The 17,561-nt window shown below is 64.9% G+C and carries 18 protein-coding genes and 1 pseudogene; 8 read left to right on the forward strand and 11 right to left on the reverse strand.

Features of this window, described 5'->3' with window-relative positions; genetic code table 11:
- Positions 1–94 precede the first annotated feature (94 nt).
- Genes AX702_RS00535 through AX702_RS00560 form a run of 6 tightly spaced genes read right to left on the reverse strand, consistent with a single transcriptional unit; the run spans position 95 to position 3,675 of the window.
- On the reverse strand, positions 95–1,660 hold the full coding sequence (locus tag AX702_RS00535; RefSeq protein WP_082745898.1) for a type IV secretory system conjugative DNA transfer family protein: 1,566 nt from the start codon (positions 1,658–1,660) through the stop codon (positions 95–97).
- Positions 1,660–2,397 carry an SIMPL domain-containing protein gene (locus tag AX702_RS00540; RefSeq protein ID WP_066774995.1) on the reverse strand — a complete coding sequence of 246 codons (738 nt, stop codon included), beginning with the start codon at positions 2,395–2,397 and terminating at the stop codon, positions 1,660–1,662. Before AX702_RS00540 ends, AX702_RS00535 begins: the two co-directional genes overlap by 1 nt.
- Positions 2,394–2,684: a hypothetical protein gene (locus AX702_RS00545; protein ID WP_066478128.1), complete on the reverse strand. Its 291-nt coding sequence runs from the start codon at positions 2,682–2,684 to the stop codon at positions 2,394–2,396. The genes AX702_RS00540 and AX702_RS00545 overlap by 4 nt, the downstream gene beginning before the upstream one ends.
- Positions 2,681–2,905 (reverse strand): conjugal transfer protein TraD, encoded by a 225-nt coding sequence (locus AX702_RS00550; RefSeq protein ID WP_066478127.1) that lies wholly within the window; start codon positions 2,903–2,905, stop codon positions 2,681–2,683. The genes AX702_RS00545 and AX702_RS00550 overlap by 4 nt, the downstream gene beginning before the upstream one ends.
- Positions 2,906–2,918: 13 nt before the next feature.
- Entirely contained in the window at positions 2,919–3,251 is a 333-nt protein-coding gene (locus AX702_RS00555; RefSeq protein WP_066478126.1) for a conjugal transfer protein TraD, read from the reverse strand.
- Complete coding sequence (locus tag AX702_RS00560; protein ID WP_066478125.1) at positions 3,244–3,675, reverse strand: GFA family protein; 432 nt, start codon at positions 3,673–3,675, stop codon at positions 3,244–3,246. Before AX702_RS00560 ends, AX702_RS00555 begins: the two co-directional genes overlap by 8 nt.
- 172 nt (positions 3,676–3,847) lie before the next feature.
- On the opposite strand from AX702_RS00560, the gene traA reads away from it, so the two are divergent.
- Genes traA through AX702_RS00580 form a run of 4 tightly spaced genes read left to right on the forward strand, consistent with a single transcriptional unit; the run spans position 3,848 to position 9,104 of the window.
- On the forward strand, positions 3,848–6,784 hold the full coding sequence (gene traA, locus AX702_RS00565) for a Ti-type conjugative transfer relaxase TraA (protein ID WP_066478123.1): 2,937 nt from the start codon (positions 3,848–3,850) through the stop codon (positions 6,782–6,784).
- 9 nt (positions 6,785–6,793) lie between these two features.
- Positions 6,794–7,531, forward strand: coding sequence for a DUF6118 family protein (locus AX702_RS00570; protein ID WP_066478121.1), 738 nt, complete (start codon positions 6,794–6,796; stop codon positions 7,529–7,531).
- On the forward strand, positions 7,531–7,800 hold the full coding sequence (locus AX702_RS00575; RefSeq protein ID WP_066478118.1) for a DUF1971 domain-containing protein: 270 nt from the start codon (positions 7,531–7,533) through the stop codon (positions 7,798–7,800). Before AX702_RS00570 ends, AX702_RS00575 begins: the two co-directional genes overlap by 1 nt.
- 8 nt (positions 7,801–7,808) lie before the next feature.
- Positions 7,809–9,104 (forward strand): serpin family protein, encoded by a 1,296-nt coding sequence (locus AX702_RS00580; protein ID WP_231731674.1) that lies wholly within the window; start codon positions 7,809–7,811, stop codon positions 9,102–9,104.
- Positions 9,105–9,110: 6 nt separating this feature from the next.
- Here the strand turns inward: AX702_RS00580 and AX702_RS00585 are convergent, their stop codons facing one another.
- Positions 9,111–9,494 (reverse strand): hypothetical protein, encoded by a 384-nt coding sequence (locus AX702_RS00585; protein ID WP_066774999.1) that lies wholly within the window; start codon positions 9,492–9,494, stop codon positions 9,111–9,113.
- A gap of 581 nt (positions 9,495–10,075) precedes the next feature.
- On the opposite strand from AX702_RS00585, the gene AX702_RS00590 reads away from it, so the two are divergent.
- Complete coding sequence (locus AX702_RS00590) at positions 10,076–11,224, forward strand: MFS transporter (RefSeq protein WP_210319905.1); 1,149 nt, start codon at positions 10,076–10,078, stop codon at positions 11,222–11,224.
- 122 nt (positions 11,225–11,346) lie between these two features.
- Here the strand turns inward: AX702_RS00590 and AX702_RS00595 are convergent, their stop codons facing one another.
- Positions 11,347–11,976, reverse strand: coding sequence for a recombinase family protein (locus tag AX702_RS00595; protein ID WP_066478108.1), 630 nt, complete (start codon positions 11,974–11,976; stop codon positions 11,347–11,349).
- A gap of 94 nt (positions 11,977–12,070) precedes the next feature.
- Between AX702_RS00595 and AX702_RS00600 the strand changes: the two are divergent.
- Positions 12,071–14,467 (forward strand): annotated as a pseudogene (locus AX702_RS00600) (Tn3 family transposase); the annotation flags it as partial.
- Positions 14,468–14,763: 296 nt separating this feature from the next.
- Here AX702_RS00600 and AX702_RS00605 read toward each other — a convergent pair.
- Complete coding sequence (locus AX702_RS00605; RefSeq protein ID WP_066775002.1) at positions 14,764–15,135, reverse strand: response regulator; 372 nt, start codon at positions 15,133–15,135, stop codon at positions 14,764–14,766.
- A 141-nt stretch (positions 15,136–15,276) separates the two neighbouring features.
- On the opposite strand from AX702_RS00605, the gene AX702_RS00610 reads away from it, so the two are divergent.
- Complete coding sequence (locus AX702_RS00610) at positions 15,277–15,879, forward strand: sensor histidine kinase (RefSeq protein WP_066478103.1); 603 nt, start codon at positions 15,277–15,279, stop codon at positions 15,877–15,879.
- 148 nt (positions 15,880–16,027) lie between these two features.
- On the forward strand, positions 16,028–16,474 hold the full coding sequence (locus AX702_RS00615) for a globin domain-containing protein (RefSeq protein WP_044663640.1): 447 nt from the start codon (positions 16,028–16,030) through the stop codon (positions 16,472–16,474).
- Positions 16,475–16,554: 80 nt separating this feature from the next.
- Here the strand turns inward: AX702_RS00615 and AX702_RS00620 are convergent, their stop codons facing one another.
- Together AX702_RS00620 and AX702_RS00625 are read right to left on the reverse strand one after the other, a co-directional pair.
- Positions 16,555–16,878: a hypothetical protein gene (locus AX702_RS00620; protein ID WP_047169142.1), complete on the reverse strand. Its 324-nt coding sequence runs from the start codon at positions 16,876–16,878 to the stop codon at positions 16,555–16,557.
- A gap of 78 nt (positions 16,879–16,956) precedes the next feature.
- Positions 16,957–17,328 carry a PRC-barrel domain-containing protein gene (locus AX702_RS00625; protein WP_044663642.1) on the reverse strand — a complete coding sequence of 124 codons (372 nt, stop codon included), beginning with the start codon at positions 17,326–17,328 and terminating at the stop codon, positions 16,957–16,959.
- Between the last annotated feature and the right edge of the window lie 233 nt (positions 17,329–17,561).

The following is a 17,561-nucleotide window of genomic DNA, read 5'->3' on the forward strand; positions in this document are numbered from 1 at the left end:
CCCGCCGCGGCTGCTACCGTGGCGGGTTCTTCTTGGTCCTCGGAAGCACGAATGCGCGGTGCCGGTGTATAGACTTCGTGCTTTCGGCGACCGTTCAAGCCGGATCGGCGAGGCCGGCGAACTCGCGCTGGTCGTAGTAGCGGAGCTTGTGCGCCCATAGCGGGCGCTGCCCTTGCCGGAGCAGCAGCAGCATATCGGCCGGCATCCGCATGATTTCGTCGGGCGTCACCAGGCGCCGGGCCGAGACATGCGTGCTAACGCTTTGCGAGGGGTCGGGACGCTCGAACCAACTCGTCTTGTGCGACGTGCTGACGGAATCGTATTCGATCGTCGTGTCGCCGATCGTGCGCGAGAGCATGTCGGCGGTGGCATGGTCGTTAACCCCGAACGCCTGAACGACGCCGGCGTTGGACAGGAAAGTGCCGGCGCGTTCGCCGTAGGTGGCGCGGAGCTGGTGCATGTCCTGGAGGATCGGCCAGAGCTGGAGACCGTAGCCGGCCATCAGGCCCATCGCGCGCTCGACCGGCTCCAAGCGGCCAAGCGCGGCGAACTCATCGAGCAGGAACAGCACCGGACGGGCAGGCCGGGCGGGGGAGCGCGCCATATCGGTGATGGCTTGCGCGACCAGCAGCCGCAGCCAGCGCGCATAGGTGTCAAGCCGATCGGGCGGCAGCACCAGGAATACCGTCGCCGGCGTCTCCTTGAGATCGGCGAAGCGAAAATCGGACGCGGCCGTGCTGGCGACGATGCGCGGGCTGTCCAAAAAATGCGTGTGGCGCTGCGCCGAGGAGAGCACGCCGGCCCCTTCACGATCGGATTTGCCGAGCTGGCGGTTGGCGGCGCGCGCGACCAGGCCGCCGGCGGCCGAGCTGTCCGTCATCGCCGCCAGCAGGCCTGAGAAGCGGGCGGGGGGGAGCGTCAGCAACTCGCGCACCGTCGCGAGCGTCCGGCGATCGGCGGGCTCGGTGGTGACGACATGGAGGATCAGCCCGGCGATCAACGCCTTGGCTTCCTCGTTCCAATGCGCCTCCCCGGTCTGCCCGGGCGCGTCGTAGACCAGCGCGTCGGCGAGCGTGCCGGCATCTTCGGCGAGGTCGATCGAGCCGGGATCGAGCCGATCGAGCGGGTTGTAGCGTGCCGCGGGCTGACCGGAGACCCCGAACGGATCGAGGCACCAGACCTTGCCCTTGGCGGCGCGCGCGCGAGCCGTCACGCGGGCATTCTCGCCCTTGGGGTCGATGCAGATGATGGAGCGATCGAGGGTGAGCAGATTGGGGATGATCGTGCCGACGCCCTTGCCCGAGCGGGTGGGGGCGATTGTCAGCAGGTGTGCCGGGCCGTCGTAGCGGAGCAGCTTGCCCGATTCCATCGCGCGGCCGATCAGAAGATCTCCGGACGTTTCAAGGCGGCGCACGTCCGCTCGATTGCCGAACCGCGCCGAACCCAGCAGGTCGTTCGGCCGGGTCGCGGCACGGCGGTTGATCTTCCAAGTGAAGAACAGGATCAGCCCGGCGAGCAGGAACGGAATGTCGGTCGCGATCTCGCCATAGCCGAAGATGCTCTTGAGCCAGTAATGGCTCGCGAACAGCGCCACGGCGGCCACGACAGCCGCGAGCCGCCAACTGATCGGCCGACGCCCGCCGATGACGGAAATGGCCATCAGCGCGCCTGCAACGCGAAATCCACCCGCACGGTGACGATGCCGGTGTTGGTGCCGGCCAGGACCGGCGGCCCCTGTTCAGCTTGCGGAGCGACGACCGGGGGCGGCGCGGCGATGCGCGCGTCCATCTCCCCGATCGGCGGCATGTAGCCGCCCTGGCCGCCGTCGCGGATCGAGAGCACGCGCGCGACGCGCAGGTTGGCGGCGGCGGCATAGGCGTCGGCCTTGGCGCGCGCCGCCTTGTAGGCGAGATCGTAAGCGCCGAGATTGGCTTTTTCCGGATCGGCGACCGAAAGGTTGGGACCAGAGACGATGTTGGCCCCGGCGGCGGTAACGGCGGCAAGGGCATCGCTCACCCGCTTGGTGTCGCGGACCCGCACGGCAACGCTGTTGCTCGCCTCGTAGCGTCCCTTGTTCGCGCCATAGTCGATCCGGTTGACCGAAAGGTTGCGGGTTTGGATGTCACGTTCGGGGATGTTCAGCCGGCCCAAGGCGGCGGTGATCTTGTGCATCGTTTCCGCGTTGCGGGTGCTGGCGGCCTGCGCGTCGGCGGCGATGCTGGACAGGCCGGCGGTGAACAGGGCCTGGTCGGGCGTTGCCTCGGCGCGGCCTGTGCCGGTGACGGTAAGCACGGTTTCGTCGCGATCGACGCCGCGAGGATCGGGCGCGGCCTCGGTGCAGCCCGACAGGACCGTCAGGGCGGCGAGACCGATAAGGGGCGCGGGGACCGCTTTCATGTGTCAGCTCCGTTGGAAAGGGGCGTGACTGCCAGCGCCGGATCGGCGTCGGGATGATCCATCAGCTTGAGGACGATTTGCGTGGCGAGGGGTGGGGGCACGGCTTCGTCGCGCAGCATGTCGAACAGCATATGTTCGTCGGTTTCCAGCGCCATGCCCTCGATCGCGAGGTTGGCGCGCGAGTCTGCATCATCCTCGCGCCACATAGCGACTTCCGCAGGCGAGCCGCGCTTGAAGCGCAGCGCGCGGACCTCTGCCCGGATCGCTTCGACATTCAGTTTGCTCATTTGGCTTCTCGCCCTTCCATTTCCGCATCGAACGCGCGTTTGCCGCGCCGCTTCCATAGTGCGAGCACGTTGCTCGCATCGTCACCGCGTGCGCGACCGGCCAACTCCAGCAGCGCGCCGTAGAGCGTCGCGCGATCGTCGTCGGTCAGCTCGACCAAACCGGCTTTCTGAACGAGGCCGCCCAGCTCGATCAGGTGGCGGGTGCGTTCGCGTCGAGCCAAGACCCAGCTCCGGTTATCCGTTCGACGCTGCGCCGCTTGCGCGCGCAGCATCGCTGTCTGGTTGCGCCGCTCCGCCGTTGCCGTTGCTTCCAGCATCTTTAGCAGCCTTGCGCGCGCGCCGCTGAAAGAAGGCAGCGCCATCAGAGCGCCACGCCTCCCGGTTCTCGGCGACCTCGGCCTCCGCGACAATATGGAGTAGCGCGCCGGTGAGAACATCGAGATCGAGCGCGTCGGCTCCGGTTGCGGTGACGAGCTGGCCGAGCTGTTCCACCTTCCGCGCCTTGATCGTCCTGGCCTTGTCGTTCAGCGCCTTCAACTCGGCATCATAATCGCGGACCTTACGCATCCCAGCTTTCCTCCGTTTCCTGTTCGGGCAGACCAGCGCCGCAGTCGGCCCAGGGCAGACGAGCTTCGACGCCGTAGTGATAGGCGGGCACGACACGCTCGGGATGATCGAGTGTGCCGGCATGGAAGGCGACTTCATCGATCGCTACACCACTTCCCTCATCATAATGGAGCGTCAGCGCCGAACCGCATTGCCCGCAGAAGGACCGCCGCGCGATCGGCGACGAGCGGTAGGATATTTGTGTCTCGCCATGCCAGCCCACATCGTCCCAGCGCACCCATGCGAGTACGGCGAAGGCGCTGCCGGTCGATTGTCGGCACATCGAGCAATGGCAATAGTGAACGCGAGGTGCGGCGCGTAGCACGTAGCGCATGGCTCCGCACAGGCAGCCGCCTTCAAGTTCTTGCTGGTCGCGCTCTTCCATTCTTCTTCCTCGCGCCCGTGAACCGGAGTCGCAGCCTAGCACGGTTGTGTCTGGAGGGTAGCGTTCGCATCAAGGAATGCGGCGAAGTCAATCACGCGAACGGCAGAGAGTGTGAGTGCGCGCTTATACGTCGTTGCCGACGGGCGCTAAGAAAGGCATCATTAGGGTCGTCATGGCGATCTACCATTTCTCGGCCAAGGTCATCAGTCGCGCCAACGGATCGAGCGCCGTTGCCAGCGCGGCCTATCGCGCGGCGGAACGGCTGCACGATGACCGACTCGGGCGCGACCATGATTTCTCGAACAAGGCCGGCGTCGTCCATTCGGAAATCATGGCTCCGCAAGGTGCGCCGGAGCGTTTAAACGATCGCGCGACCTTGTGGAACGAGGTCGAGGCCGGTGAGAAACGCAAGGACGCGCAGTTGGCCCGCGAGGTCGAGTTCTCGATTCCGCGTGAGCTGAACCAGCAACAGGGCATCCAGCTCGCCCGCGATTTCGTCGAAAAGCAGTTCGTGGAACGCGGCATGATCGCGGACATGAATGTGCATTGGGACAAGGCCGAGGATGGCAGTCCCAAGCCCCACGCCCATGTCATGCTGTCGATGCGCGAGATAGGGCCGGAGGGCTTCGGCCAGAAGGTGCGCGAGTGGAACAGCACGGCGCTATTGCAGGAATGGCGCGAGGCGTGGGCCGATCATGTCAACGAGCGGTTGGCCGAGCTGGATATTGACGCCCGCATAGACCATCGGACGTTGGAGGCGCAGGGCATCGACCTTGAGCCCCAACACAAGATCGGGCCGGCGGCGTCGCGGATGCCCGAACAGGGGCTTGAGGCCGAGCGGGTCGAGGACCATGCCCGGATCGCTTGGCGGAATGGCGAAAAGATCATCGCCAATCCGCAAATCGCGCTCGATGCGATCACGCGCCAGCAGGCGACGTTCACGCGGCGCGACCTGGCGCAGTTCGCGTTCCGGCACAGCGACGGCAAGGACCAGTTCGACCAGGTGATGAGCGCGGTGCGGACCAGCCCCGAGCTGGTGGCGCTGGGCAAGGACGGACGCGGCGAGGACCGCTTTACCTCGCGCGATATGATCGACACCGAGCAGCGGTTGGAACGCGCCGGCGATCGGCTTGCTGGACGGAAGGGGCATGGTCTCCCGGCGGCAGCGTGGGATCGTGACGCCGCCGCCGGAAGTGGGGGCCTGACACTCGGGGCAGAACAGCAGGCCGCGCTGGCACATATCACCGGCAAGGGCGATCTTTCAATTGTCGTCGGCTACGCCGGCACCGGCAAATCGACCATGTTGGGCGTTGCGCGCGACGAATGGGAGCGCGCCGGCTATCAGGTGCGCGGCGCGGCCCTGTCGGGGATCGCGGCCGAGGGCTTGGAAGGCGGCTCCGGCATCCAGTCGCGCACGATCGCCAGCATGGAATATCAGTGGGGCCAGGGGCGCGAGCTGCTAGGTCCGCGTGACGTGCTGGTGATCGACGAGGCCGGCATGATCGGCACGCGCCAGATGGAGCGCGTGCTGTCAGAGGCCGAGCGGGCAGGGGCTAAGGTCGTTCTTGTCGGCGACGCCGAGCAGTTGCAGGCGATCGAGGCCGGCGCGGCGTTCCGCGCGCTGGCCGAGCGCCACGGCGCGGCCGAAATCAGCGACGTTCGCCGGCAGCATGAGGACTGGCAGCGCGACGCCACGAAGGCGCTGGCGACGGGCCGCACCGGCGAGGCGATCCATGCCTATGAGCAGCACGGCATGGTCCACGCGGCGGACACGCGCGAAGCTGCGCGGGGCGAGCTGGTGGGCCGCTGGGACGCGCAGCGGCTTGCCGATCCGGACAAGACGCGGATCATCCTCACCCACACCAATGCCGAGGTGCGCGATTTGAACCAGGCCGCGCGCGAATGTCTGCGCGACGCCAGCGAGCTGGGGGCGGACGTGCGCGTGTCGGCCGAGCGGGGCGCGCGCGAGTTCGCCAGCGGCGACCGCATCATGTTCCTGAAAAACGAGCGCGGCCTTGGCGTGAAGAACGGCACGCTGGGAAAGGTCGAGCGCGTTTCGCCCGACAGCATGGCGGTGCAGCTCGACGATGGCCGGAGGATCGCGTTCGACCTCAAGGACTATGCCCATGTCGATCATGGCTATGCCGCGACCATCCATAAGTCGCAGGGCGTGACGGTGGATCAGGCGCATGTGCTGGCGACGCCGGGGATGGACCGTCATTCGGCCTATGTCGGCATGTCGCGGCACCGTGACGGGGCGCAGCTCCACTATGGGCGTGATGATTTTCCCGATCAGCGTCAGCTCGCCCGTGTCCTGTCGCGTGACCGCGCAAAGGACATGGCCGGCGACTATGGGCGTGAGGGCGCTACGGCCGAGCAGGACCGGGTGCGTGCGTTCGCCGAGCGGCGCGAGATCCGGTTCCCGGAACTCGCGCGGGAGATGGTTGCCAAGGTGCAGGCGAAGGCCAAGGGCATGTTCGCTGGCTTCCGCCCGAAACCGACGTCGCCCGAGCCGGTGCGCGACGGCAAAGGGGGGCCGATCAACACCGGCTCCGAGCGGGGATCGCCCGCGCCCAATCAGGCCAAGGCGATCGAACGCTATGCGCGCGCCCAGGCCGATATGGACCGGATGCGCGAGAAGGGCTTGCCTGTGCTCCCGCACCAGAAAGAGGCGCTGGCGAAGGCCGGGGACGCGCTCGATCGGGTGCGCCCCCAGGCGGCCCGGGATTTGGCTTCCGCGTTCGAACGCAACCCCGCACTGGTGCGCGACGCGGCCGAAGGCAAAGCCGGCGGGGCGGCGCGGGCAATGGCCGAGGAAGCCCAGGTCCGTTCCAATCCCGAACTGCGTGCCGACCGCTTCGTGGAGCGCTGGCAAGGTATGGCGCGCGAGCGGGCCGAGCTCGCGCGCAGCGGCGATCGCGCCGGCGCGGAGCGCACGGCCAAGAAGATGGACGGCTTGGCGGGAGGGTTGCATCGCGATCCGCAGCTCGAATCCGTGCTGCGGCGGCGCGCGCCCGAGCTGGGGCTGGAAATGCGTCGGGATCGTCCGATCAGCCAGGAATTGACCCGTTCGCTGGAAATCGGCCGCGATCGAGGGTTGAGCCGATAAGGAGAGACAATGGCGGACGAGGAATGGGAGGAAGGCGGCGACGCGGCAACGGAGGCGTTCGAGCAGGTGCGCGCCGCGGTCGAGCAGCAGCGCGGCGAACTGGCATTGATGCGCCGCGCCATCGAGGGCTTGGCGGCCGAGCGCGCCAGCATCGACGTGCCGGATTATTCCGAGACGCTGGGGCATGTCGTTCAGGGGCTGGACGGCATCAACGGACGCCTGGACCAGGTTACGACGACCATCGTGAAGTCGCCGGCGCTGGCGATGACGCCGGCGCAGGTCTCGGCTCAGATCAATCGAGCGGCGGCCGACCTTCGCAGCGCCGACCATGCCGCCCTCGCGACCGCCACCGACGAGATGAAGCAGCAGGGGCGCGAGCTGCGCACCGTCGTTCAATCGGCGCTGACGGCGCGGGATCAGAAGGACCGTCAACTATGGTTCGGGCTGGGCGGGTTGCTTATAGGCATCCTCCTCTGGTCCTTCCTTCCCGGTATGGTCGCGCGCGAGATCGCGCCGGCGAGCTGGCAATGGCCCGAACGCATGGCGACGCGGGTTCTTGCCGAGGCGACACCGTGGGATGCCGGGCAGCATCTGATGGCGAGCGCGTCACCGGCGAGCTGGGAGGCGATCGTCGCGGCCGACAGGTTGCTGCGCGACAATCGTGAAAAGATCGAAGGATGCCGGCAAGCGGCAAGGAAGGCGGATCAGCCGGTGCGATGCACGATCCAGGTGGGAGTGAAGAGATAATGGTGATTCCCTACCGCTCGACGCCCATATTCGATGAGGCGACATTGCCCGCTGCCCTGCGCTCCGAACATCGCACCAAGGCCGGTGTGTGGGGCGTGATCCGGGTCATCGAAGGGAGATTGAAGCTTACCTGTCTCGATCCGGCCTCTGAGGTGATCCTTACACCCGATCGGCCAGGGCTGGTGCTTCCGGAACAGCCGCATTTCGTCGAACCGCTCGGAGCCATGCGGATGCAGGTCGATTTCTACGATCAGCAGCCAAGCCTTTAGGGAGAGCCATGCCTAAAACAGCCTTGTCATACCCGCTTCTTGCCATCCTCGCTCTTGATGGCTGTGCGACGCCCGAACCGGCGTCCAATTTCGGCCCGCCTCCCGCCGGGCAGTCGGAGCGAAGCGGCGAGATCATGCCTTGGGAGCTGACTTATGGCGCGGCCTTGATGACCGCCAAGGTCTACCCGCACTTGGCAGCGACGGGCGATGCAAACGCCAATCTGTTCATCTCCCCGGTCAGCCTGTCGCAGGGCCTGGGGCTCGCCTATCTTGGCGCGCGGGGCGGCACGCGGGAGGAGATCGGCCGCGTGCTTGGCTGGGATTCGGCCCGCAACGTCCCTGCGCTCATCAAGTCCTACAATGCCCAGCTCAACGACACCGGCGATGCCGATACCGCGCTCGGCATCGCGAACGCGCTGTGGCTGGCGAAGGGATTTCCGGTCCGAAACGAGTATGTCGCCGAGGCGCATGCCGGCTTCGAAGCGGCTCCGGAAATAGTCGATTATGCCGGTGATCCCACCGGAGCGGCCGAACGGATCAACGGCTGGGTTTCGCGCGAGACGAAGGGCAGGATTTCGCAGATCGTCTCTCCGAGCGGCTTCGGGGATGACACCGCCGCTGTGCTGACCAACGCGCTTTACTTCAAGGCGAAGTGGCAGGTGCCGTTCGAGGAGACGGAAACGCGGTCCTTCACGCGTGGCGACGGCACGCGCATCCCGATCACGATGATGAAGCAAACCGGGCGGTTCCAATATCGCGAGACCCGGGAAGGGCAAGCGATCGCGCTGCCTTATGGTCGCAACGGTCGTTTCGTGATGGAGATTTTCCTGCCACGTGACGCGGCAACCCTGCGCCGCTGGGAGCGTGAGCTGAAGGGTGTCGATTTCTTCGCCGGCGAGCAGGGCGGCAATGATCGTTTCAACCTGTCAGCGGAGCAGGCTCGCGAGATGCGGATCGTTCTGCCCCGCTTCGAAGCGAGGTTCGATGAGAGCGTGAAGGCAGCGCTGATCGCAGCGGGCATGCCAAGCGCCTTCGACCAGCAGCGTGCGGACCTGTCGGGGATCGCCAGCGGTGTGCGCCTGGCGATCGATGACGTGGCGCACGCGACCTTCCTGCGCATCGATGAGGAGGGCACCGAGGCGGCGGCGGCAACCGCAGTCAAGATCGTCGTGACCAGTGCGCGGATAGAGCCTCAGGTGCCGGAGATGGTGGTCGATCGTCCTTTCCTTGCCACCCTGCGAGACCGAAAGAGCGGCGCGGTGCTGTTTTTCGGGCGCATCGCCGATCCGACAGCGATTCCATAGGCGCACTCAGGCCATGCTCCGTTCAGCCGTGCGGGCGTAACCTCCCGGTATGATGATGGTGTCGCTATCGCGAGCGATCGGAACGGCTCTGGCCGGTGCGGCGTTGAGCGCGTCCACGTCCGCCATGGCGTGCTCCTGCATCCTGCCCAACAATATCGAGGCAGCGGCGCGCGCGGCGTTCGCCAAAGCCGATCTTGTTGGTGAGTTGGAGATAGGGCGGGCGCCGGTGACGGCACCGCGCAGTTTCTGGTGCGGGTCGGACGGACGAGCGCGACCATGGTTCAGGCCCGGGCATAAGATCGAGCAGAGCCGCCCCGCGCGCGTTATCAGCATCACAAAGGGCCGCGTCTCGGGACCAATTCGCATCCGCACCAGTCCGGTGATGAACATAGGTGGCCGGTGCGGAATGACCGGGAATAGCTGCCAGGTGTCTCTCGGCCGAAGCACCGTTCGGACCGGCCCCATGCTGTTTCGGCGTGTTGCGCCGGGCACCTATGAACCCTTGGACGTTTGCACCCAGTCGGCGTTCACCACCTGGCTCGAACAGCGCCAGAAGCGTCGCGCACTCCCGCAGACGCGGTAACGCTTCGAGGAACCATCGATTTCCTGAATCACCGGCGTGCCATTGATTCAAGAAAGTCGCCGGACTTGGAGAGGCATAATTCGTAGGCTCCGCGCCATGAAGGGGTCGGTTCCGGCTGAGGGCGAAATGACACCCTAAGCGAAATGGCCGGGTTTGGCTGGAGAACGGACTGGTGGCTTTCCGACAGCGATCCTCTACTCGCTGCCATCTCGAGTTCGCCCGGTTTTTCTGTACGCAGCGGGCTTTGCGGAAGCACTGCCCTGAATATCTTCCGGTCGAGCGCCCGCCGGGCAAATAAGTTGCTTCAGCACCCGGCCTCAGACAAATGCCTGTTATGGAGGGACCCGGGACGGTAGCTGTACGGATCAGATCGGGCTGGGGCTGGCTTGTGCTGGTGACCTTAACTGTCTCCACCATTGGTGACGAGATCTCCCTCATCACTCTGATGTTTCGGGCTGCCGAGAACGAGACGCGTTTTGCCGTGCCCATGCTGCTGATTGCGCAGCTGCTACCTGGTTTAATCGCTGCTCCGTTCATCGGTCGCTTTGTCGATAGGCGTGATGCTGGCAGAATACTTGTCGTCACCGGCCTAGCACAAGCGGCGCTTCTCGCCTGGATTGCCGGCAACACGGCGATGTTGCCGACGCTCGTTGGCGCAAGCGTGCTCAGCATCTGCTTCGCCATCAGCGGAACGGCGACCTTCGCGCTTATACCCGTACTGGCGACAGCACTTGGCATGCCGCTCAGCCGCGCGAATTCCGTGCTTGAGCTTGTGCGCGGTGTTGGGATGCTTGCAGGTCCGGTAGCGGGCGGTATCCTGATTGCGTGGATCGGCGCGCGCAGTGCTTTGCTCATTGATGCTGCCAGCTACGTCTTGCTCGCCACCGTGATCCTGGCCAGCGGCTTGCGCCGGCCGATAGCGCCGGATGAGCAGGAACCTCGTACATTGCTCGCCGAGTACTGGCCGATCCTCCGCAACCGGCGGATCACGGTGATGACAGGATCGCTGGCTTTGGAGGTCTTTGCCTCTGCCATCGCAGATGTAGCATTCGTGTTCCTGATCACAGTGACGCTGAAGCAAGGCCCCCTCGCATTTGGCCTGGTAACCGCTTGCTGGGCCGCCGGCATGATCCTGGGCGCTCTCGCGGCAGGTGCGCGGCCGATGCGCCGACCTGCTCCTTTGGCTTTCGTTGCGGCCACTATGATTGGCGTAACCATGCTGGTGATCGGCAGCGCCGCTTTGGTCGGCGCGGCCACCATCATGTTGATCGGGATGGTTTTCGTATTCGGCGGAGTTGCCAACAGCGTGCACAATGTGGCGGTACGCACGATGCTGCAAAACGAAACGCCGACCGACCACCATGGGAAGGTTGCAGCTATTTACGGCGCAGTCACGAGCAGCGCCGTCATCATTGGCTATGTCACGGGTGGACTGTTCACCCCGAGCAACGCGGTCGGTGCTTATCTGATTGCCGGTACGCTGGGTACAGCCGCCGGCTTGGCGGGATGGGGGTTGTTCAGCAGGTTTGCCCGTTAGACTGGCGTCGCGTCCGACAAGCGGCACCCAATCTGCTGGTCGATGAATGTACGGCAGCTTCAGCGACAGGCCGATATGGGGCGACTGGCGCCCTCTCGGCGGGGGCGGGAGGTGAAAACTGATTACTCTGCTATTTCAATGTCAGGGGCCGTGTCCAACCGCGCCCGCCCCACGATCGCGGCGACGGTGTTCTTGCTGAGGCCGAGGTCGCGCGCGATCCAACGATAGCTGCGACCTTCGGCAACGAGCGCCAGCACCTTGGGGGCGAGCCGGTCGGACTTGGGGCGGTCGCCGGACTGTCGCCCGAGTTTGCGACCCCGCGCCCGCGCCGCGGCGAGACCGGACCGAACGCGCTCGCTCAGCATGTCGCGCTCGAATTGCGCGATGCCGGCGAGCATCGTAGCCATCATTCGCCCGTGCGGTGTATCGACCTCGAACGTCATGCCGCTCATCGCGACTACCGATACCCGCCAACCCGACAGCCGGTTCAGCGTATCGAGCAGGTCCTGGGTCGAGCGTCCCCACCGGCTGAGTTCGGTGACAAGGATCGCATCGATGTGGCGGGCCTGCGCCAGTTTCATCACTTCGGCGCGCGCCGAGCGGTTGGCCTTCATCCCTGAGGCGGTTTCGCGGAAAACGTCGATGACCTCATAGCCGCCACGCTCGGCGAAACCGGCGAGGTCACGCAGCTGCCGCTCACACGACTGGTCGGCGGTCGAGACCCTGGCGTAGATGGCGGCGCGTTGTCCCAATTGAACCTTCCTGAAATCAGGCTTCAAAAACCCTTGATTTGCGTGGGGTGAGTGTTGTCCAAAACAGACTTCTGTTCAACAGGGACACTGCCACATGCCGAGACGCCACATCCTGAGCGCCCGGCAGCGGTCGGCGCTGCTTGACCTGCCGACCGACGAGGCGTCGCTGCTGCGGCATTACATTCTGGCGGATGACGACTTGGCTCACATCGACCGGCGGCGTCGGCCGGAAAACCGGATCGGCTTCGCCCTGCAACTCTGCGCACTGCGCCATCCGGGCCGGATGCTGGTGCCCGGCGAAGTGATCCCGCTCGCGGTATCCACCTTCCTGGGGGCTCAACTTGGCATCGCCGGCGATACGCTCGTCCGCTACGCCGTCAGGCGCCAAACCCGCCAGCAGCACATGGAGGTGCTGCGCTCTGTATATGGGTACAGGACGTTTCCCGGACAGGGTCCGCGAGCGCAGGCTTTTCGTGAATGGCTGTTCGCCGAAGCCGAACAGGCACGCTCCAACGACGATCTCGCCCGGCGTTTCATCGCTCGCTGCCGTGACACTATGACCATCCTGCCCGCGATCACGACTATCGAGCGGTTGTGCGCGGATGCGCTCGTCGCGGCCGAACGCCGGATTGAACGGCGGATCGCCGAGCGGCTCAGTTCCGCGACCTGCGCTCGGCTCGACGAGCTGACCACTGAAATGCTGCCGGGCACGATCAGCCGTTTCATCTGGCTGCGCCGGATCGAGCCGGGCAACAATTCCGCCGCGGCGAACCGGCTACTCGATCGATTGGAGTTCCTGCGTGCGATGGACCTCGATGCCGGCCTGCTTGCCGGAGTCCCACCGCATCGCGTCGCCAGGTTGCGGCGACAGGGCGAACGGTACTTTGCCGATGGTCTGCGTGATCTGAGTGCCGACCGGCGTCGCGCCATCCTCGCGGTCTGTATCATTGAGTGGGCAACCGCGACTGCGGATGCGGTGATCGAGACGCATGACCGGATCGTTGGCCGCACCTGGCGCGAGGCGAAGCAACTGCATGACACACGGGTCGCAGACAGCAGGGGTGGGGTCACTGCGACGCTGGCGGGCTTCGCGGCGCTCGGCGGATCGCTGCTCGAAGCGCATGGCGACGGTGCGTCGCTTGACGATGCGATCGCGCGTGCGGCGGGATGGGAGCATCTGACCCGCCTCACCGCTACGGCCCGGACGTTGACAGACACGTTGGGCGACGATCCGCTGGCCCATGTCGATCAGGGCTATCACCGCTTCCGTCGCTATGCCCCGCGAATGCTACGCTGCCTCGACCTCGAAGGCGCGCCGGTCGCCCGGCCCTTGCTGAACGCGGTGACCGCCATCGCCACCAAAGGCACGCCCCCGGCGACTGACGATTTCCTGCGGCCGCATTCCAAATGGCGGAGACAGTTGCGAGCGAAGGGCGACGATGATGCCCGTCTCCGAGAGGTCGCGGTCATGTTCCACCTGCGTGACGCGCTACGCTCGGGCGACATCTGGCTCGACCGCTCGCATCGGTATGGTGACCTGCGCAACGTCCTGGTGTCGATGGAAGTCGCGCATGCTGCGAAGCTGGCCGTACCGTCTGATCCGCATGTCTGGCTCGCCGATCGCAAAGCCCGTCTTGCCGATGGCCTTGCCCGGCTCGGTCGCGCCGCGCGTAACGGCACGATCCCGAAAGGCAGTATCGAGGACGGCACACTGCGCATCGATCGCCTCACCGCTGACGCGCCGGATGGGATCGATGACTTGGTGCTCGATCTCTACCGCCGTCTGCCGTCCGTCCGTATTACCGACCTGCTGCTCGAAGTAGATGCCGCGCTCGGCTTCACCGAGGCCTTCACGCACCTGCGCACCGGCGTTCCGTGCGACGACCGGACCGGCCTGCTCAATGTCCTGCTCGCAGAGGGTTTGAACCTGGGCCTGCGCAAGATGGCCGAGGCTTCCAACACCCATGATTACTGGCAACTCTCTCGGCTCGCGCGCTGGCACGTCGAACGCGAGGCGATCGATCAGGCGCTGACCCATGTGGTCGCCGCACAAGGCGATCTGCCGATGGCGCAGGTCTGGGGTATGGGCACTACCGCATCCGCCGATGGCCAATTCTACCCCGCCGCGCGACAGGGCGAGGCGATGAACACGGTCAACGCTCGCTATGGCAACGATCCCGGCATCAAGGCCTATACCCACGTCAACGACCGCTTCGCGCCGTTTGCATCGCGGACCATCCCTGCGACCGTCAGCGAAGCCCCATACTTGCTCGACGGGCTGACGATGAATGAGGCCGGGCGACGGATCGAGGAGCAATACGCCGACACTGGCGGGTTCACCGACCATCTGTTCGGGATCAGCGCCACGCTCGGCTACCGCCTGGTGCTGCGCATCCGCGACCTTCCGTCCAAACGGCTCTACGTGTTCGATCCCGCCGCTACGCCGAGCGAGTTACGTCCGCTGGTGGGCGGGAAGGCGCGCGAAGCGCTGGACCAGCGGGCACAAGAGATCGCGACTGCGATCAGTCTCATGAAGAGGGCGATGGCTTTGCTCGACAAGGCCGACGAGCGCGGCAATGTCGCCGTGCACCTTCAAGCGGCGCTTGACGCGGCCGAGGACAAGTCCCCCGAGCAGCAACGCGCCGAAGCCGCTGCCCTTGAGGCGCGGCTGTTCCCTCCTGGGGAATGACTGGAGCCACCAATACTTCCTGCCGGAAGCGGGGATAGAGCCCCTGTGGTCCATTGGCCTTGCCTGCCCGTCAGGCAAAATCCCCGCGGCCCCAAGGGCTAGCTGGCACCATCGAGCGCGCGGCAGAGCGTCCCGATCAGAAGCTTGCGCGAAGCGGGCTTGTGGCAGGTCGGGCGTGAGGCGTGGGCAGCCGGGATCATGCTGGCCGCACCCGTGGCGAAGATGAAGGGCACGCCGCGACGGTCCAGTTCGTCCGCGATCGGGAACGAGGTTTCGGAGCCAAGTTGCACATCGAGGCTGGCGACATGAGGCGACGAGTCCAGCGCCGTCAGGGCGTCCCGCACACAATCGACAGGGCCGACAACTTCCGCGCCTGCTTCGGTTATTATCTCGACCAGCGTGGCCGCGACCCAATAATCATCTTCGACAACCAGCACGCGAAGGCCGCTGATCCCACCTTGTGTAGTCATGCCGCACCAAGCATTTACGCAGCCGTTCCACCGATCAGCGCAGCAACGCGCCGTCTGGCTCTGTGCTCTACGCGGACGTGCAAAATGTTCGTCCTGGGCTCCCGATTGCTCTAAGTAGCCGGGTAGGGGGCACGTAGAGTTATGGTCGATACTGAAACCCGGATTCGTGAGCTTGAGCATCGGTTCAGGAACATTCTCACTGTCGTTCGTTCCCTTGTCAGCCAGAGCTTGCAGGCGGCCGATTCGATCGAAGACGCCCGATCGACCATTGACGAGCGATTGGCGGCGCTGGGCAACGCGACCGAGCAGCTTCTATCCCACAACTGGCAGGCGGCGCCCCTGCCCGCGCTGGCGGAAAATGCGCTGGGCCACTTCACCCTCTACGCGGAGCGGCTTCGCCTCCACGGCCCCACGGTCACGATCGGCCCCAGGGCGGCGATGACGTTGACCCTCGCCTTTCACGAGCTGGCGACGAACGCGATCAAATATGGGTCCCTGTCCAATGAGGCGGGCACGATCGAGCTGACATGGAAGGTGCTGGATTCGGGCACCGAAGCCGAGCTTTGGATGCAATGGGCCGAACGGGGTGGCCCGCCAGTCGTCAGGCCCGAGCGGCGGGGCTTTGGGTCGCGGCTGATATGCACGGCCGTGAGCCGCAGCTTGCGCGGCCGTGCCGAGATGGAGTTTCCCGCCTCGGGCGTCGTGTGGACCTTGCTCGCTCCTCTGGCTGCGGTCGAGCTATGATCGATCCGGATACAGGATACCCCGCCGCTAAGCCTTGGGTTCATCGCGCATGCCTGTCTCTCCGGCCCGCACTCCATGCCCGACTGGATCCCTCTCGCCACTTTGATCGTCTCTTTTGTCAGGGTCCTGAAATCCGGAGCACATCTGTATGTCCAAACCGCTCTCCCCCGAAACAATGGCTTTGGTGAAAGCTACGGCGCCTGCGCTCCAGCAGCACGGCGTGGAGATTACCACGCGCATGTATCAGCGCCTGTTCGTCGATCCGGAGATCAAGGCGCTGTTCGACATGGCCGCGCACGAATCCGGCGCGCAGCCTAAGCGGCTAGCGGCCGCGATCCTCGCCTTCGCGCAGAACGTCGATAAGCTCGACGTGCTGAAACCCGCGATCGAGCGCATCGCCGCGCGCCATGTCGAGACCCATATCAAGCCCGAACATTATCCTGCGGTCGCCAATGCGCTGCTGCCGGCGATCCGCGACATATTGGGCGAGGCGGCAACCGATGAGATTCTGAACGCTTGGGGGGAGGCCTACTGGTTCCTGGCCGATATCCTTATCAACCGTGAGGCGCAGCTCTACCAGACCGAGGCGGCATAATCGCCGCAGCGGACTACTCCTCCCAAAGGATGTGAGAAGCCGGTCCTAAAATTGGTGGCCGATGCGGCCAGCCAAGATGCTCATTGTTCAACGCCATTTGCGAGTTTCAGAAGCTTGGTCTCGATGCCTTTCAGGCCAGCAATGGCCTCATGGTCGGCGACTGACCAACCATCGCTTTTTGCGTCTTCTTGGTTCCGCTGCATCCTTGCGATGATCGAGGCTGCCTCATACACCTCTTTCGCCCCGCCGTGACCACCAATATCGAGTTGGTGCGCGAGCGTCGTGAGGCGATCCACAAAGTTCGTCCGGCCTGCGGCGCCAGTGCTGCGGGCGAGAGCCTTCGGCCCTGCTTTGAGGGCGTCTCCCAAGGTTTTCAGCGCTTCATGATGAGGGGAATCGGACACGGCAGCTCCGAGAGATCGTCATCATCGTTCATAATCACGAAAGCGGAGGACGACGGGGTTCCCCGCCGTCCCTCCGTCTCAGATGGGATAGGTCGAGCCGTAATAGCCATAGACCTGCTCGCCATAGGTCCGATCGAAGGCGGGTTCCTCGCCCGCCCGATAGCGCGGCGCGCCTTCGAGCCGTTCCTTCGTCAGATCGACGACATAGCCGCCCTGGTTCGTGTCATAGGTGAGCTGGTCCCAAGGCAGCGGATGATATTCCTCGCCGATGCCGAGGAAGCCGCCAAAGGACATGACCGCATATTCGACGCGGCCTGCGCGCTTATCGACCATGAAGTTGTAAACCGAGCCGAGCCGGTTGCCATTGCGGTCGTAGACCGCCGTGCCCTCGACCTTGTTGGAGGCGATCAGTCGGTTGGTTTCATCGGTAGCAATGTCGGTGTCTGCCATTTTGGAGTCTCCTTTCGGTTTAAGGAGAACGACACAGCCCTGATGGGTTTCCGGCGAAATCGAGCAATGGGTGGCGCAGAACGATAGAGTGGGCGAGCGCCTTCAATTTGACGTCATCCCACAGATGACTAGCGGGCGCTCTGATCCAAAAATCAAAAGTTTTGCATCAATCCGAAAGTGTAAACGCTCGCGCTAAGTGGCGGCATTCTGATCGCGCTATTTGTCGGCGAGCG

Source organism: Sphingomonas sp. CCH5-D11 (assembly GCF_001557395.1).
GTDB lineage: Bacteria > Pseudomonadota > Alphaproteobacteria > Sphingomonadales > Sphingomonadaceae > Sphingomonas.

What these genes read in the sequence shown, in the direction of transcription:
- AX702_RS00615 (WP_044663640.1), top strand. Translation starts at nt 16,028, where the DNA reads ATGTCCAAACCGCTCTCCCCCGAAACAATGGCTTTGGTGAAAGCTACG.
- AX702_RS00580 (WP_231731674.1), top strand. Translation starts at nt 7,809, where the DNA reads ATGCCTAAAACAGCCTTGTCATACCCGCTTCTTGCCATCCTCGCTCTT.
- AX702_RS00610 (WP_066478103.1), top strand. Translation starts at nt 15,277, where the DNA reads ATGGTCGATACTGAAACCCGGATTCGTGAGCTTGAGCATCGGTTCAGG.
- AX702_RS00555 (WP_066478126.1), bottom strand. Translation starts at nt 3,251, where the DNA reads ATGCGTAAGGTCCGCGATTATGATGCCGAGTTGAAGGCGCTGAACGAC.
- AX702_RS00625 (WP_044663642.1), bottom strand. Translation starts at nt 17,328, where the DNA reads ATGGCAGACACCGACATTGCTACCGATGAAACCAACCGACTGATCGCC.
- AX702_RS00605 (WP_066775002.1), bottom strand. Translation starts at nt 15,135, where the DNA reads ATGACTACACAAGGTGGGATCAGCGGCCTTCGCGTGCTGGTTGTCGAA.
- AX702_RS00575 (WP_066478118.1), top strand. Translation starts at nt 7,531, where the DNA reads ATGGTGATTCCCTACCGCTCGACGCCCATATTCGATGAGGCGACATTG.
- AX702_RS00540 (WP_066774995.1), bottom strand. Translation starts at nt 2,397, where the DNA reads ATGAAAGCGGTCCCCGCGCCCCTTATCGGTCTCGCCGCCCTGACGGTC.
- AX702_RS00545 (WP_066478128.1), bottom strand. Translation starts at nt 2,684, where the DNA reads ATGAGCAAACTGAATGTCGAAGCGATCCGGGCAGAGGTCCGCGCGCTG.
- traA (WP_066478123.1), top strand. Translation starts at nt 3,848, where the DNA reads ATGGCGATCTACCATTTCTCGGCCAAGGTCATCAGTCGCGCCAACGGA.
- AX702_RS00560 (WP_066478125.1), bottom strand. Translation starts at nt 3,675, where the DNA reads ATGGAAGAGCGCGACCAGCAAGAACTTGAAGGCGGCTGCCTGTGCGGA.
- AX702_RS00585 (WP_066774999.1), bottom strand. Translation starts at nt 9,494, where the DNA reads ATGTTCATCACCGGACTGGTGCGGATGCGAATTGGTCCCGAGACGCGG.
- AX702_RS00535 (WP_082745898.1), bottom strand. Translation starts at nt 1,660, where the DNA reads ATGGCCATTTCCGTCATCGGCGGGCGTCGGCCGATCAGTTGGCGGCTC.
- AX702_RS00570 (WP_066478121.1), top strand. Translation starts at nt 6,794, where the DNA reads ATGGCGGACGAGGAATGGGAGGAAGGCGGCGACGCGGCAACGGAGGCG.